Here is a 15101-nt window from a genome sequence, read left to right as displayed (position 1 = left end):
ATACATGGAAGAACCAGAGGTCCGCATATTGTCGGCCGGAAGTGCGCTGCCTGGAAAGCCGGTGGACAACGCTCGGCTGGCACGGCACTTCAAGATGGACAAGGTCTGGGAGCAGTGGGTCGACCACTTCATCGGCACGCGCACCCGGCATCTCGCACGCGACCTTGATACCGGCGAGCAGCAGGCATCTCTGACCGACTTGGCGGCCGACGCCGCGAGCGTGGCCCTCACGGCCGCCGGGATCGCACCGGCAGAGGTCGACTTCATGGTCATGGGGACCGCGACCCCGGACATGCTCATGCCCGCGACGGTCAACATGGTCGCAGAGCGGCTCGGAATCAACGACGTGCCGACATACCAGCTGCAGTCCGGGTGCTCAGGGGCCGTACAAGCGCTCGATGTCGCATACCACCTGATACTGACCGGGCGATACCAGACCGCGCTGGTGATCGGCGGGGACACGACGGCCAAGCACTTCGACCCCGCCATGAGCATCTCCAGCATGCCGCCGCCCCAGCTGGTGAACCTCCTCCTCTTCGGCGACGGAGCCGGTGCGTTGGTGCTGCGGTCCGGTGGTCGGGCAGGCGGCCGCGCCGTCCTGCACCGTGTGTTCACCCGGCTGACCGGCCTCGGCCGGGAACCAGGCCAGACGCTGGAATGGTACGGGCTGGCCGACCGCCACTCCGGACGTCCGCCAGCGGCCGAGGAATACAAGGCCATCGAGGAATCGGTGCCGGTCATGACCGCCGAGATCATGCGGGAGCTGCTCGAGGACCTGAAATGGGAGAAGTCCGATTTCGACTTCATCTTGCCACCCCAGCTGTCCGGCAGAATGACCCCTGCAATCGTCGATGGCCTCGGTGTCCCGGGAGCAGAGGAGATCTCTTGCGTGGTCGATACCGGTAACACGGGAAACGCCCTTCCGTTCATCCAGGTCGAGCACGCGCTTACCGAGATGGCACCGGGCGACCGCGCCCTGGGTCTCGCCGTGGAGTCCAGCAAGTGGATAAAAGCCGGCTTCGCGTTCGAGCGGATCTGATCTCGCTGAACGGACACTCACTCGGCGAAGCCCTCCAGGCCGGCTTTCACGTCGGCCAGCACATCGGCCGCCTCCGCCCCGTCGATCACCCGATGGTCGAACGCCATGCTCAGCCGCATGACCGGGACGGCGGTCACCTGCTGCTCGCGCACGACCGGCCGATCCGCTATGCGCCCCACGCCGAAGGTGACGGTCGTCCCGCCGACGGAATGAAAGCCGTCGACCGGCCGGTGGCCGAGTGACGTCACGGCGACGGTGCCGAACAGCGTCGGGCGCTGGGCGAGCGACCGCGACCGTATCTGGAAGGCCGGCCGGCCAAGCCAGGCCGGCAGCCGGTGGAGCAGGCGCACTCCCGCGAATTCAGGGGCCGACATCGGATCGCTCTCACGATGTACCTCAAGCCACGCCTGTATCTCATCAAGAGTCGCGCTCTGGGCACCACGCAGGACGGCTGAGAGGACAACGCGGTGCCCGTTCATGTTCTTGTCGAATGTCACCTTGGCGTTCACGTCGGCATACTTCGCCAGGCGTGGCCGGAGACGCCCGCGGACGGCCGCGTTGGCCTCGGGGTGGCGGGCCATGGCGTGACTTACCGCATGGACCACGTACGACACGACCGACAGCGAACGCCCCGCGTCCCGTTCCGCTGCCCGATGGCCGAGGACGGCCGTCATGTCAATCTCGGAATCAAGGAAGACGGGCGAGAACGCCCGGGTCTCGCCCAGGAAATACAAGGTATGGCGGCGTTCGGCCGCCATGGCCGGGTACCTCACGCTCCCTCCAGGACGGTGTACAGGCCCTCGATGTCACGCGCCTCCAGCAGGTCGGGAAGCGACGCCGGCCGCCCCGTGCGCCGCTCGACAACGGTGACCAGCCACAACAGATGGACCGAGTCCCATCCTGGGATCTCATCGAGGCTGCGGCCGGCGTCGTCGGCCGTCACAGCGATTCCGAGCTCGTCTTGGATGAGCGTGATCAGCTCCTCGAGGCTATTCACGACGAGAGGCCTCCTGAAAAGTCTTCTTCCATCTGCAGGTGCACAGGCCGTTCGAGCGGCTCGCGGAGGTCATGCCGGAACCTGGCGGTCTTGTCGCCGATGGTCGCGGCCGGCACGGGCCGGAACCCGTATCGCGGATACAGATCGCCGACGATGCCGTTCTTCGCCGTTGGCCGGTACTCGCCGAAAACCGCGGTCACGCCGCTGGCGATCGCATGGTCGAGAAGCGCGGCCAGGCAGCCCTGCTCGATCCCGCGTGAAAAGACACGGCAGCTCAACACGAAGTTATCGATGTAGATCACATCCGCTTGGCGGCGAGCGAAGATGGCGCCCACAAGGCCTTTGTCGCCGAATCGGTCGCTCGCGTTGATGGCCAGCACCATCCAGCCGGGGTCTTGAAGCAGAGCGCTCACCTCCGACTGCTGCATGCGCCGCGTGGTGAGATTGAACTGGTTGGTGCGCAGCGTGAGCTGCGACAGCCGCGGCACATCGCCGGATTCGGCGGAACGCACGCGCACGACGATCTGGAGTTCTCGCAGATAGTCCTCGATGGACTCAAAGCTATCCAGGAAGTCCTTCCGCACCAGCTCGTCACGGTATCTCGCGGTCCGGCCACGGTCTTCGTCGGTGGAATCGCGGGTACTGAACCATCCGTCCCGCAGCAGCCGCCCCGCGTGCAGCGCAGGGTCGCCATCGACGCAGATGACGGCGACCGCCGGCAGTTCTCGGCGCACCAGCCCGCACTCGTACGGGCTGTCATCCACGAACACGAAGCTGTCCAGACCCAGGTTCAGGGCCTGGGCGATCTCAGCGAGATTCTCATGCTTCGGACGCCAGTTGGCGACGATGCGGACGAAGTCCTCCTCGCGCAGCGTCATGTCCGGCCGGTCCCGCAGGGCCTCGCGAACCACGGACGCCTCGTTCTTGCTCACCACGGCCAGCAGGACGCCTCGCGCGCCGAGCTGCTTGATGATCTGCTGGAACGTCTGAAAGGCCTGCCCACGGTAGCTGTCGGAAATCGCGATGCCATCGACGCCGTCTTCTCCGAGCACGCCATCCCATATCGTGCCGTCCAGGTCCAGCACGAGGCACTTCCGCCCCTGGCCGGCCAGCCCACTGGCCAAATGGCCGATCTCCCGGGCGTAATTGGCCGTCAGCTCGGTGGTGAAAGGTGCACTCGCATATACCCTGAGGCGCTGATCGGTAAGGCGCACATCCTCCGCCATCGGCTCTAGGTCCAACACGACGAGCGCAGGGTTGGATTCCATGAGCCTCAGCAGCTCGGCGTTGCCTTCTCTCCACAACACGCCAAGCGCGGCACGCGACCGGTAGTCGACGAGTTGGGCGGCAGACTGATAGGGAAGGGGCATCGTGTTCAGCACGAGCGTGCCGTGGCCACTCATCGCGAAGGTCGCTGCGATCTGCTCGAATGTTCGCAGCTTTTCCGAGAAGACCCGCCGCACGTCTTCAGGGCACCAGGGCACGGGAACTTCGTCGAAGACGACCGTCGCGTCCAGCAGGCATATCGTGATATCGGGCCTGTCCGCGTAAAGCCGACTGGCCGGATCGGCCAAGTCGAAGATGTAGCTGTCGAACGGGGCCACCACCGACCGGGCCAGCAGTCCATGGCGCGCGAGCTCCGCCGTAAGAGCCGGCTGCAACTGCGCCACTTCACCATGGCCGGTGATCGCGACCCGGATGGTCTTCGTACCCGGATGGGCGCTGAGTACCGCCGCAGGATCAAGCCGGCTGAGCAGTTGCCCGGCGCGTATCATCTCCAGGCCGTCCAGTCCCGCGAGCAGGGCCGGGACCTCGGGGTAGCGGACAGCCAGGTCCCCGGCGCGAAAGAGCCCGAAGAAGTCGGTTGCCGACCCGGAGTTCCGGCCGGTCGTCGCCTCACGTGACGCCATATGACAGTAACCTCCTGGCGAGATGCGCACTTCTATGCTGGCAACACCGCCTAAAGCCAGGCTAAGTCATTTAGCGATCACCCAGATGAGGTGACGAGGAGCCACTGAACGGCGAGGTGTCTCTCGATTAGGGATGTATTCGCAACGCGGCCGTCCAGAGGAAATGACCGCAGGCGGATAGGTGAAGGCCCGGCACGCCCTGTTGGCTCGAACCCGGGGGCTCAGACCTGAGGGCCACCACGAACGCCACCGTGGCGCCTGTGCTGTGCCCGAGTGATTCCATGGCGCGCCTCGCCCGGCCCCGAAGGGACTCGGCCATGTCGTCCGTTGAACCCTCTCCCGCCGGGCCGCTCCTTCGCGTCGTCCGTCAGGATGGTCTGATGGAGCTCACGCAGTGGCCTGCCGGGATCCACACCGAGTTCTTCCACGATGAGGGTCCGGGCGTGGTGATAGGTGCGAAGGGCGTCGGCGCTTCGTCCGCAGCGGTGCAGTGCGGTCATGAGAAGCTCGTAGAACACTTCGCGCAGCGGGTGCTCGGCGGTCAGTGAGTACAGCAGCCCTACCATCTCCCGATGACGGCCGAGGGCGAGATTCGCCTCTATGAGTATCTCGAGGCACTCAAGTCGCAACTCCTCCACCAGCGTCGCGAAGTTGGTGACCGTGGGGCCGCACGGAAGCCCGCCCAGCACCGGCCCGCGGTGCAACTCGATCGCCTCCGACAGAACGGCGGCCGCCTCCTGCGGGTGCCCTTCCTCATACAGTTCGCGACCCTTGGACAGCAGGTCATGGAACTTCTCGAAGTCGAACTCCGCCGCCCCTATGCCAAGCATGTATCCAGGCGATTTTGTGAGGATCTCACTTTCCGCCTTCTCGACACTGGAGATGAATTTTCGCAGCTGCGATATGTATACGTAGAGGCTTGCGTCCGCTCGCCGCGGTGGATCCTGCCCCCACAGTTCACTGCGAAGTCGGTCGGCCGGCACCACTTGGTCGTAACGGACCAGTAACGTCGCCAGAAGGACCTGCATTTTGTGTGATCGCAGCTCGAATTCTTTGCCTCCGGACACGATTCGTAGGGGCCCTAGGATCTCATAGCGCATGCAAGGATTCCTCTTGCCGTTCTCGATGGCGAATCGATTTCCTGCCCGTACGCCGAGGTCCGTCCTGGAGCTTACGGCTGCAGCCACACTCTTCCCGGCGAAGTCGTCACTTACAAGATCACATTAAGACAGCGGGTTTTGCGTGTCAACACAAGACACCCTATCCAGCCACTCGCCCCGAGGCAAAGCGTCGGCACCCCCCTAAGGGTCGGCGTTGCACAGATGGCATGTGATTTCGATGTGACGATCGTGCTCTTATGTGGCGCGTAGTCATCGCATGAGACGGCCGCCTTGCGAGCCGGCCTCACGTATGACAGAGCAAGGAACTGCTCACCTTTCAGCGACCGGCCGCGAACGCCTCCACCCAGCGACTTTAGAGTTGATTAAGACCGAACCAAGCCGCATGGCCGACCGTGTTGAAATGAGGGGCCGTGCATTGAAGCATCTCGAGCTGCATAAGATGCCGAAAGGTAGCCTTTAGGGTCCCCTGTGAACATCGGCATCGAATGCACCCGCCCCCAGAGTCGGCCGGCCTACCGGATTCCCCGGCGTCCGCTGAAGCTCCGCGAGCCGACGTAGGACGGCCTACCGCAGGACCGGACGAATTGGACGAGAGTCGATGACGGCCGAACACGCCCGCCAACTGCTTCACGAGATCCGGGCACAAGTCATCGCTGGCCCCAGCCAGCGCGCCACGGACAGCCAGCACGCGAAGGGCAAGCTGACAGCGCGCGAGCGGATCACGCTGCTCCTCGACGAGGGCACGTTTCACGAGGTGGAACCACTTCGCCGACACCGGGCGACCGGTTTCGGCATGGAGGAGAACAGGCCGCACACCGATGGCGTGATCACCGGTTGGGGCACCGTGCACGGCCGGACGGCATTCGTCTACGCCCATGACTTCCGCATCTTCGGCGGCGCACTCGGTGAGGCCCACGCACAGAAGATTCACAAGATCATGGACATGGCCCTGGCCGCCGGGGCACCTTTGATCTCACTCAATGACGGAGCGGGCGCCCGCATCCAGGAAGGCGTCACCGCGCTCGCCGGCTACGGCGGCATCTTCACCCGCAATACCCAGGCGTCCGGCGTCATCCCGCAGATCAGCGTGATGCTCGGCCCCTGCGCGGGCGGGGCGGCGTACGCGCCGGCGCTGACCGACTTCGTGTTCATGGTCAGAGAGACCTCCCAGATGTTCATCACAGGACCCGACGTAGTGCGAGCTGTGACCGGCGAGGAGATCTCGCAGAACGACCTGGGCGGCGCCGATGTGCACGCCGAACTGTCAGGAGTGGCTCATTTCGCCTACGACGACGAGCGCGACTGCATGGAAGATGTGCGCTATCTCCTCTCTCTGCTGCCGCAGAACAATCACGAGGTGCCGCCCGCGACCCTGGCCCGCGACCCGGCGGACCGGCGGTGTGAGGAGTTGCTCGACCTCGTACCCGCTGACGGCACTCAGCCCTACGACATGTGCGCGGTGATCGAGGTGATCGTCGACGAAGGTGATTACTTGGAGGTCCATGCCCGCTGGGCGACCAACGTGATCGTGGCCCTCGCCCGCTTGGACGGCCAGGTCGTCGGCATCGTCGCCAACCAGCCGCAGTCGCTGGCAGGCGTGCTCGACATCAGCGCGAGCGAGAAGGCGGCACGGTTCGTGCAGATGTGCGATGCCTTCAACATTCCCATCGTGACCATCCTTGACGTACCCGGCTTCCTGCCCGGAGTGAGGCAGGAACACGGCGGAATCATCCGCCATGGCGCCAAGCTGCTCTACGCGTACTGCAACGCGACCGTGCCACGAATCCAGCTCATCGTGCGGAAGGCGTACGGCGGCGCGTACATCGTCATGGACTCCCGCTCGGTCGGAGCGGATCTCTCGTTCGCGTGGCCCACCAATGAGATAGCGGTGATGGGGGCGGAGGGCGCCGCGAACGTGATCTTCCGGCGCCAGATCGCCGCTGCCGACGACCCTGAAGCCGTTCGCCAGCGCCTGATCAAAGAGTACAAAGCGGAGCTGATGCACCCGTACCACGCCGCCGAGCGCGGACTCGTGGACGACGTGATCGACCCGGCGGAGACCCGCGAGGTGCTCATCCGCTCGCTGCGGATGCTGCGTTCCAAGCGTGCTGACCTCCCCGTGCGCAAGCATGGCAACCCGCCGCAGTGAGCGCTTGGAACGCGACAGGGTGACGCCGGGCCGCCCAGTCCACCGCGGTCCTGGCCGACCAGCCCCTCCTCCGCGTCGGACGGCACGAGGGGCTCACGGGATCACGAACAGCACATTCGTCAGGCCATGGGTCTAGCGCTCGTGGGTGCCGGTGATGCGGCCGCGTGCGAGTACTCGGGAGCCGATGGAGTCGAGAAGGGCGCGGGGCCGGGACTTGAGGAACGCGTCGCGGTCGGGATGGTTCAAGAGACTGTCACCGAGAGCGTAGATCTGGAAGACGTAGCGGTGTTCTCCATGGCCTTTGAGAGGTTCGGGTCCGACGTAGCCGCGTCCGATGGTGGGGCGCAGCAGCGTGACTCCAGGGGCGGGGTCGTCTTTGCTGAGGGCGCCGGCAGGGAGTTCGTTCGGTGTCTGGAGGCCGGCTGGATCGATGATGGCCATGCAGTGGACGGGAGGCCTGGAACCTAGCGGGGCGTCGAGGTCCTCGACCAGCAGCAACAACTCGGCGGTGGCGGGCGGTGGCTCGCTCCAGGCCAGGTGCGGGGAGAGGTTCTCGCCGCCCACGCGCTTCCCGGCGTGCCGAAGGTCGAGCGGGTGTTCGTGGGTGAAGTCACGGCTGGTGACCTCAATGGTGTCCGGGGCGGTGAGCCGGGGATGGTTCCATGCGTGATGCCGTTCGTGGGGGCGTCTGTTGCGGAGGAGGGCGCCGAGAAGTGCCATGGATTTCCCGCCTTCGGTGGTCAGCTGCTTCCTCGGTCGGACGCGGCCGGCGCCGACCGGGGACCGGAGTTCAGTGTGGCCAGGACGCGGATAAGGCCGGCTAGGTCGTCCGCGTCAAGTGCGGTGAGCGCGGGGGGCGGGTCCGTGAGGATCGCCCGGGCCGTCTCGGCTGCCTGCAGTCCGGCGTCGGTGAGGCGGACGAGCTTGCGGCGGTTGTCCTCGGGGTGCGGATCCCTCCGGACGAGTCCGCGTCGTTGGAGCTGGTCCACGGCGATGGTCGCGGCAGGGGGGTCGACGTCGGCGGTCTCTGCGATCTCCCGCAGTGTCATCGGGCCGTGGACGAGTCTGATGAGTACGCCCGCCCTCCCCGGGCCGAGGTCCAGCTCTGCCCGCAGGGCACGACGGCGGTCCTCGCCGGTGACGAAGGCCTGCATTTCCGTCCAGGCCTGTTTCGCCAGGGCCGGCACCGTCGAGGCGCCGTCGGTGGTGGTCTCGTCGGGGCCCGCTGGATCGGCGTTCGTCGGCTCGAGGTTCATCGGGTCGCCTCCATGGCCTGCGTGCCCAGTTGCAGGCCGCTGCGTTCGGCCCGGGCTCGGGCCCAGCGCCCGGTCGAGACTAGGCCGAGCAGCACCGTCGCGATACCGCAGCCGGCCAGCAGGGCCCAGGCGATATGACTCGACGCCACGAACCCTGCCGAGCCGCCCGCGACGATCGAACCGCACACCGCCACGCCGATCGCGCCGCCGGTCTGGCGGCATGTCGAGGCGATCGCTCCGGCGACCCCGGCCTGGTCACGTGGCATCCCTGACAAGGCGGTGTTGGTCATCGGGGTGCCGACCAGGCCGAAGCCGGCACCGAACAGCAGATAGGCGAGTATGAGGTACCAGACCCCGGTCTCGCGTCCGGTCCCGATGAGCAGGCCGGTCCCCGCCGTCAGCAGCAGCCCGGCCAGCACGAGCGCCGGCCTGGGGCCCCGGGCGGCCACGACGCGTCCCGAGATCATCGCGCATACCGCCAGCGCGGCGGCCATCGGAATGGTGAGCAGGCCGGCGTGCAGCGCGCTGTAGCCGCGGACATCTTGCAGGTAGAGAGTGTTGAGGAACAAGAACCCGCCCAGGGTCATCAAGGCGACCACCGCAATGATCGCCGCTCCCGAGAACGCCGGACTCCGGAAGAACCGGATGTCCACCAGCGGCCCGGCGCGTCGGGACTCGATCACGACCAGCCCGGACACCGAGACGGCGGCCAGGACGAACAGTGCGACGATGAACGGTGAGCTCCAGCCGTGCCGGGGGCCTTCGATGACGGCGGCGGTGACCGGGCCGAGGAAGGTGACGACGAGCAGCTGGCCGAGAGGGTCGAACCGCTTGCCGCTCGCCGCCCTGGATTCGGGGACGAACCTCTGGGTCAGGTAGATGGCCAGAGCACCGACCGGCACGTTGACCCAGAAGATGGATCGCCATCCGAGGCCGCTGACCAGCAGCCCGCCGAGCACGGGGCCGCCGGCCCCGCTCAGACCCGCCACCGCTCCCCATGCGCCCACCGCGCGAGCGCGTTCGTTCTGGTCGGTGAAGGTGGTGGCGATGATCGACATCGCGACCGGGTTCAGCATCGCGCCGCCCACCGCCTGGAGCGCGCGGAAGGCGACCAGGGCTCCCAGGGAGGGCGCGAGGCCGCACAGCAGGGAACCGAGCGAGAAGAACCCCAGCCCGACCTGGAACACCCGGCGCCGGCCGAACCGATCGGCCACCGAACCCGAGAAGATCAACAGGCAGGCGATGACCAGCGTGTAGGCGTCGACCACCCACTGCAGGCCACTGACCGGCGCGTGCAGTGCCTTCTGAATCGAGGGCAACGCCACATTGGCGATCGTCGTGTCCAGCCCCGCCACGAGCACGCTCAGGAAGCAGGTTAAGAGCACGATGGTCCGCCCGCGCGGCGACAGCGTTTGCGAAGGTTCGACAGAAAGCATGACCGTTACCGTACAACAATTGTTGTGTTACAACAAACGATTGCCCTCGACTCACGGTGAAGACAGAGTCACGATCAGGTCGGGATCTCCCCTGCCGGCCGGACGACCAGCGCCGCGCCGGCATGACCCGACCGGATCCGGCGATCTACCCCCATGCCCCGGGTGTGTGCCGAGGCGGGGGGCGGTCTTCACCGGCGACCGCGAGGCCGACGTGCGCGGCCCGCAGGCGCTCGGCCTCGCGGGCCGCGCCTTCACGACCCCGGCGGCGCTCCGAGGGCATCTCACTCCCCGGGTGCGCCCGGGTTCTCCAGTGTCCTCCGGTAGGGCAGGCCCCGTGAGCCGCTGAACTCGACGGTCGACTCGATGACCCGTTCCCAGAGCGGCCAGATCCGCGGCGTGATCCGCAACTCGATGCCGGCGGCGGCGTGCCTGCCGATCAAGTCGTCGACGACCACCCGCTCGATCGCCTCCACCTGCTGGTCGGAGACCCAGAAGCCGCCTACGACGTCGTCCGGCCGGAACGTCTCCCCCGGAAGCCGGTAGGCGTACAGGCGGCAGTCGCGCATCCGCCGCAGCCCGTCCGCCTCCATGACGTGGATCCGGTTCGCCGCGCTCTGTCCGAAGAACCTCTCCCGGTCCTCCTCCGTGGTCGTCGAGACAGGCCAGATGCACCCGCGCAGGCAGTCCCGGGGGAACCAGAACATGGGCGCGTGCCGCGAATCCACCGCCCACACCAGCCGCGGCGCGCCGGACTTCGTCGACGCGCGCGGCTCGAACAGCCCCAGCGAATCGTCATCGCTGAAATGCCACAGCGCATGCGGCCCCTCATCCTGGTAGGGCGGCGCCGCCTCGCGGACCAGCAGATGCTCCGGATAGTCCATCATCATTCCGTTAGTCTCCCACGGGGAATGCGGCTGGTACCTGATTGTTTCCGAGCGAAGAGGGAGTTACGCGGACTGAGCAAGGAGGCCGCATTACGATCGTTGATGCCCCCTGGTCCTCGCGGCTCGTATCGCTGAACCGAGCTTCCGAGCGGCACAGCTCAGGGGGAAGTCACTAGACAACAAGATATTCTTCGATCACAGCTACATTCGCGCTACTCCAGCCATCCAGGAAGAAATGACCGCCAGGAAAGACCCGGAGATCGAATTCTCCGCTCGTGCACTCGGCCCATGCCGTGACCTGGTCTAGCGACGTAACGGGGTCGGCCTCCCCGGCGAAGGCCGTTATGGGACAGCCGATCTCAGTGTCGGCCGCACATACATACGTCTCGATCGCCTTGAAGTCCGCCCGAATCGCGGGAAGGAAGGAACTCAGTAATTCATCGTCGATGATCGCAGCTGTACTCGAGGACTGCAGGCGCCGCATTTCAGACATTATCTCGCTGTCAGTGCGACGATGCACCAGCGTTTCGGTGGGAATCGTGGGCGCTCGGCGGGCAGACGCGATCAGGCGGGTGGGCGAAGGCCCGACACTTCCCGAGAACTCAAGCCTGCGGGCCACCTCGAACGCCACCGTGGCGCCCATGCTGTGCCCGAGCAACACCATATCCCGCCTCGGCCAGCCCCGAAGGGCCTCGGCTATGCGATCCGCGAGCACGACGATGTCCTCAATGCAGCACTCGCTCCTGCGGTCCTGCCGTCCCGGGTACTGGACCGCGCAGACCTCGACCCAGGCCGGCAGTGCCCGGGAAAGAGGAAAAAAGTAACTCGCCGACCCGCCTGCGAAGGGAAAACACACCAGTGTGGCGCGCGCGTCTTGGACTGGCCGGAACCTGCGGATCCAGCGGCCGTCCGGCTCCGTCACAGGTCGCCCCTTCTGCCGAGCCCGGGCAGGGCCACGCTAGAACGCCTGCCGCCGGCTCGCTCCTTCGCGTCGTCCGTCAGGATGGTCTGATGGAGCTCACGCAGTGGCCTGCCGGGATCCACACCGAGTTCTTCCACGATGAGGGTCCGGGCGTGGTGATAGGTGCGAAGGGCGTCGGCGCTTCGTCCGCAGCGGTGCAGTGCGGTCATGAGAAGCTCGTAGAACACTTCGCGCAGCGGGTGCTCGGCGGTCAGTGAGTACAGCAGCCCTATCATCTCCCGATGACGGCCGAGGGCGAGATTCGCCTCTATGAGTATCTCGAGGCACTCAAGTCGCAACTCCTCCACCAGCGTCGCGAAGTTGGTGACCGTGGGGCCGCACGGAAGCCCGCCCAGCACCGGCCCGCGGTGCAACTCGATCGCCTCCGACAGAACGGCGGCCGCCTCCTGCGGGTGCCCATCCGCGTACAGTTCGCGACCCTTGGACAGCAGGTCGTAGAACCTTTCGAAGTCGAGCTCCGCCGCTCCTATGCTCAGCATGTATCCAGGCGATTTGGTCAGGATCTTACTTTCCGCCCGTTCGACGCTGGAGATGAATTTTCGCAGCTGCGATATGTACACGTAGAGGCTTGCGTCCGCTCGCCGCGGTGGATCCTGCCCCCACAGTTCGCCGAGGAGTCGGTCGGCCGGCACCACTTGGTCGTAACGGACCAGTAACGTCGCCAGAAGGACCTGCATTTTGTGTGATCGCAGCTCGAATTCCCTGCCTCCGGACACGATTCGTAGGGGCCCTAGGATCTCATAGCGCATGCAAGGATTCCTCTTGCCGGTCTCGATGCCGAATCGATTTTCTGTCCGTGTCGCCTGCGCCGCTCACGCCACGAAGCTCCACACTCCTGATGGCCGATTGACGGACATACTCACGCGAAGGTTCCCCACTCACGATCGGCAGTGGACCACTATGCCGAGATCCACTTTGGAGTTTGCCGATGCCGCCCCGATCCTCAAAGTGAACATCGGCGGTCACAAGATCAGTTTAAAACAGTTAGTCAAAGCTGTCAACACAAGACGCCAATCAACCCTTCCCCCGGGCTGAAGTGTCGCCATCCCTCCAGGGGCGACATTGGGCAGATGATATGTGATCTTGATGTGCCGGTCGCGCTCTTATGTGGCGCATCGTCATCGCATGAGACGGCCGCCTCGAGACCAGGCCTCGCGGACGACAGGGCAAGGACCTGCTCATCTTTCAACGACCGGCCGCGAAACGCCCACATCCAGGAACTTTAGAGTTGATTAAGACCGGAACAAGCCGCATGGCCAACCGTGTTGAAATGAGCAGCCATGCATTGAGGCATCTGGAGATGCATACGATGCCCAAAGCATCAGGATTTCACTGTCGGTTGTCACGTCCTGCCGGCGGGGGATCAATTATGCGAGGCGCAGATACGTCGGATGCCGAGCCCAGCCCCGCTTACCGTGGAGGTGTGGTCCCATGGCGCGATCACTGACCGAACGTCCCGACCGGGAACCGGACGACATTCCCGACTACCCGATGCCGCGCGCGGAGGGGTGCCCGCTCGACCCGCCGCCGGACCTGGCCGCCATGCGGGCCGAGGGGCCGCTAGTGCGGGTGCGCCTATGGGACGGCAGCACCCCCTGGCTCGTTACCCGGCACGCCGAGCAGCGTGCCCTCCTGACGGACCGGCGGCTCAGTACGAACCCGCGCGCGGACGGTTACCCGCATCTGACTCCTGCCACGTACATGCATCGCGAACAGCCCTTCAGCTTCATGTTCATGGACGACCCGGAGCACGCGCAGCAGCGCCGCATGGTCACCGAGGCCTTCAGCGTCAAGCGGATCGAGAGGATGCGACCCGGTGTTCAGAGCCTCGTTGACGACCTCATCGACGAGTTGCTGGCCGGCCCGTCCCCGGTCGACCTCGTCACCGCGTTCGCCCTGCCGCTGACCTCCTTGGTGATCTGCCGGCTCCTCGGCGTCCCGTACACCGACCACGACTACTTCCAGCGGGCCAGCGGGACGCTGATCACTCACGACACCCCGCCGGAGGTCGCGGGGAAGACGCAGGAAGAGCTGCTCATGTACCTCGACCGCCTGGTCGAGCGCAAACTGGCCGAGCCCGGTGACGACCTGCTGTCCCGGGTAGCCGCCGAGCACGTCGCCACCGGGAGGCTCTCCCGGCCGGACCTGGCGTTCATGGGACTGCTGCTGCTCATCGCCGGGCACGCGACCACCGCGAATATGATCGCTCTCGGCACATACGCCCTCCTGACGCACCCGGAACAGCTCACCGAGGTCCGGGCGACGGACGATCCGAACTCGATCGCGCGCACCGTCGAGGAGATGCTGCGGTACCTGTCCCCCGTGCACAACGGAGTCCGCCGGGTGGCCATGGAGGACATCGAGATCGCCGGCACGGTCATCCGCGCGGGTGAGGGCATCATCGTCCCCAACGAGGTCGCCAACCGCGACGAGACCGTATTCCCCAACGCGGACCGGCTCGACGTGCACCGCGATGCCCGAGGGCACATGGCCTTCGGGTTCGGCGTCCACCAGTGCCTCGGCCGGCCCCTGGCCAGGCTGGAGCTCCAGGTCGTCTACGGCACTCTGTACCGGCGCATTCCGACGCTCGCCCTGGCCATCGATCCGGCTCGGATCAAGTTCAGGCACGACACCCTCGTCTACGGGATCTACGAGCTGCCCGTCACCTGGTGACGTGTTGGATACTCCCGCAGCGATGGACCTGACCGTCGTACCGTCGGGTCGCGCACTGATGCTCTCCGGCCCGTGGCCGACCCTGGCAGGAGCACTGCGCTCTCGTCGCGGCCTGCCCCTGCCAGGACTCCGACCTGCAATGATCTACTTAAACCAGGCCGAGGGCCGCGCGGCCGGGGATCGGGGGGATGACCCCGGCCACGCGGCGGTCCGTGGGGCGCTTTCTCAGCGCCGGTCGGTGACCTTCATGATCTGCCACAGCTCTTCTTGCAGCCGGTCACGACAGACACGGTACTGCGCCCAGTCGCCGCCGAATGCCTTCATCACGACAATTTCCTCATCTTCGGCGGTCTTGCGTACCGGCCGGGATTCGTGCACGGCGTCGTGCATCTCCCGCCATAGACGGTCCCGCCAGGCGCGATACAGCTCCTGGTCGCCGCCGAACCTGGTTTCGACCAGCAGTTTCTCGTCGCGGATCGCCCAGCCCGCGAGGCCGGACCCATGACGACGCGACAGGTGCGGGGTGACCGGGCGGTGAGACTTGCCCAGAGGCCATACCTTCATCACGTCTCTCCTCTCGCCGCCACAAAAGGAAGGACGCACCGCGCCACCGGTCGGATGACACGAATGTTCCCGCACCGCCGTCTCTCTGGG

The 15101-nt window shown here is 65.9% G+C and carries 14 protein-coding genes; 3 read left to right on the top strand and 11 right to left on the bottom strand.

Annotated elements, in window-relative coordinates; all coding sequences use genetic code 11:
* Positions 1-4 precede the first annotated feature (4 nt).
* Positions 5-1039, top strand: coding sequence for a 3-oxoacyl-ACP synthase III family protein (locus tag NDW01_RS37275; RefSeq protein WP_252829109.1), 1035 nt, complete (start codon positions 5-7; stop codon positions 1037-1039).
* 17 nt (positions 1040-1056) lie between these two features.
* On the opposite strand, the gene NDW01_RS37270 is transcribed toward NDW01_RS37275, so the two are convergent.
* From NDW01_RS37270 to NDW01_RS37255, 4 genes are all read right to left on the bottom strand, one after another.
* Positions 1057-1797: a 2-oxo acid dehydrogenase subunit E2 gene (locus NDW01_RS37270; RefSeq protein ID WP_252829108.1), complete on the bottom strand. Its 741-nt coding sequence runs from the start codon at positions 1795-1797 to the stop codon at positions 1057-1059.
* An 11-nt stretch (positions 1798-1808) separates the two neighbouring features.
* Positions 1809-2036: an acyl carrier protein gene (locus NDW01_RS37265; protein WP_252829107.1), complete on the bottom strand. Its 228-nt coding sequence runs from the start codon at positions 2034-2036 to the stop codon at positions 1809-1811.
* Positions 2033-3946 carry an HAD-IIIC family phosphatase gene (locus NDW01_RS37260; protein ID WP_252829106.1) on the bottom strand — a complete coding sequence of 638 codons (1914 nt, stop codon included), beginning with the start codon at positions 3944-3946 and terminating at the stop codon, positions 2033-2035. Before NDW01_RS37260 ends, NDW01_RS37265 begins: the two co-directional genes overlap by 4 nt.
* Positions 3947-4167: 221 nt before the next feature.
* A complete protein-coding gene (locus NDW01_RS37255; protein WP_252829105.1) occupies positions 4168-5046 on the bottom strand; it encodes an AfsR/SARP family transcriptional regulator in 879 nt (292 codons plus the stop codon).
* A gap of 619 nt (positions 5047-5665) precedes the next feature.
* Here NDW01_RS37255 and NDW01_RS37250 point away from each other — a divergent pair.
* Positions 5666-7216 carry an acyl-CoA carboxylase subunit beta gene (locus NDW01_RS37250; protein WP_252829104.1) on the top strand — a complete coding sequence of 517 codons (1551 nt, stop codon included), beginning with the start codon at positions 5666-5668 and terminating at the stop codon, positions 7214-7216.
* Between the two features lie 132 nt (positions 7217-7348).
* Here the strand turns inward: NDW01_RS37250 and NDW01_RS37245 are convergent, their stop codons facing one another.
* From NDW01_RS37245 to NDW01_RS37220, 6 genes are all read right to left on the bottom strand, one after another.
* The gene (locus tag NDW01_RS37245) at positions 7349-7936 is read right to left on the bottom strand and encodes a YbhB/YbcL family Raf kinase inhibitor-like protein (RefSeq protein ID WP_252829103.1); all 588 of its coding nucleotides are present in this window, start codon (positions 7934-7936) and stop codon (positions 7349-7351) included.
* 20 nt (positions 7937-7956) lie between these two features.
* Entirely contained in the window at positions 7957-8472 is a 516-nt protein-coding gene (locus tag NDW01_RS37240) for a MarR family winged helix-turn-helix transcriptional regulator (RefSeq protein ID WP_252829102.1), read from the bottom strand.
* Positions 8469-9908, bottom strand: coding sequence for an MFS transporter (locus NDW01_RS37235; protein ID WP_252829101.1), 1440 nt, complete (start codon positions 9906-9908; stop codon positions 8469-8471). The genes NDW01_RS37240 and NDW01_RS37235 overlap by 4 nt, the downstream gene beginning before the upstream one ends.
* 281 nt (positions 9909-10189) lie before the next feature.
* Positions 10190-10795 carry a DUF6886 family protein gene (locus NDW01_RS37230; RefSeq protein ID WP_252829100.1) on the bottom strand — a complete coding sequence of 202 codons (606 nt, stop codon included), beginning with the start codon at positions 10793-10795 and terminating at the stop codon, positions 10190-10192.
* Positions 10796-10964: 169 nt separating this feature from the next.
* The gene (locus tag NDW01_RS37225; protein ID WP_252829099.1) at positions 10965-11714 is read right to left on the bottom strand and encodes a thioesterase II family protein; all 750 of its coding nucleotides are present in this window, start codon (positions 11712-11714) and stop codon (positions 10965-10967) included.
* The gene (locus NDW01_RS37220) at positions 11711-12523 is read right to left on the bottom strand and encodes an AfsR/SARP family transcriptional regulator (RefSeq protein WP_406567797.1); all 813 of its coding nucleotides are present in this window, start codon (positions 12521-12523) and stop codon (positions 11711-11713) included. The genes NDW01_RS37225 and NDW01_RS37220 overlap by 4 nt, the downstream gene beginning before the upstream one ends.
* A gap of 682 nt (positions 12524-13205) precedes the next feature.
* Here NDW01_RS37220 and NDW01_RS37215 point away from each other — a divergent pair.
* Complete coding sequence (locus tag NDW01_RS37215; protein WP_252829097.1) at positions 13206-14447, top strand: cytochrome P450; 1242 nt, start codon at positions 13206-13208, stop codon at positions 14445-14447.
* A 225-nt stretch (positions 14448-14672) separates the two neighbouring features.
* On the opposite strand, the gene NDW01_RS37210 is transcribed toward NDW01_RS37215, so the two are convergent.
* Positions 14673-15011, bottom strand: coding sequence for a hypothetical protein (locus NDW01_RS37210; protein ID WP_252829096.1), 339 nt, complete (start codon positions 15009-15011; stop codon positions 14673-14675).
* Between the last annotated feature and the right edge of the window lie 90 nt (positions 15012-15101).

The sequence above is a fragment of the Actinoallomurus soli genome, from assembly GCF_024055715.1.
GTDB classification, from domain to species: domain Bacteria; phylum Actinomycetota; class Actinomycetes; order Streptosporangiales; family Streptosporangiaceae; genus Actinoallomurus; species Actinoallomurus soli.
This window is presented reverse-complemented; position numbering and strand designations above follow the sequence as displayed.

Coding starts and splice junctions, on each gene's coding strand:
- NDW01_RS37250 (WP_252829104.1), top strand. CDS start 5,666: ATGACGGCCGAACACGCCCGCCAACTGCTTCACGAGATCCGGGCACAA.
- NDW01_RS37270 (WP_252829108.1), bottom strand. CDS start 1,797: ATGGCGGCCGAACGCCGCCATACCTTGTATTTCCTGGGCGAGACCCGG.
- NDW01_RS37260 (WP_252829106.1), bottom strand. CDS start 3,946: ATGGCGTCACGTGAGGCGACGACCGGCCGGAACTCCGGGTCGGCAACC.
- NDW01_RS37255 (WP_252829105.1), bottom strand. CDS start 5,046: ATGCGCTATGAGATCCTAGGGCCCCTACGAATCGTGTCCGGAGGCAAA.
- NDW01_RS37220 (WP_406567797.1), bottom strand. CDS start 12,523: ATGCGCTATGAGATCCTAGGGCCCCTACGAATCGTGTCCGGAGGCAGG.
- NDW01_RS37210 (WP_252829096.1), bottom strand. CDS start 15,011: ATGAAGGTATGGCCTCTGGGCAAGTCTCACCGCCCGGTCACCCCGCAC.
- NDW01_RS37245 (WP_252829103.1), bottom strand. CDS start 7,936: ATGGCACTTCTCGGCGCCCTCCTCCGCAACAGACGCCCCCACGAACGG.
- NDW01_RS37230 (WP_252829100.1), bottom strand. CDS start 10,795: ATGATGATGGACTATCCGGAGCATCTGCTGGTCCGCGAGGCGGCGCCG.
- NDW01_RS37235 (WP_252829101.1), bottom strand. CDS start 9,908: ATGCTTTCTGTCGAACCTTCGCAAACGCTGTCGCCGCGCGGGCGGACC.
- NDW01_RS37275 (WP_252829109.1), top strand. CDS start 5: ATGGAAGAACCAGAGGTCCGCATATTGTCGGCCGGAAGTGCGCTGCCT.
- NDW01_RS37215 (WP_252829097.1), top strand. CDS start 13,206: ATGGCGCGATCACTGACCGAACGTCCCGACCGGGAACCGGACGACATT.
- NDW01_RS37240 (WP_252829102.1), bottom strand. CDS start 8,472: ATGAACCTCGAGCCGACGAACGCCGATCCAGCGGGCCCCGACGAGACC.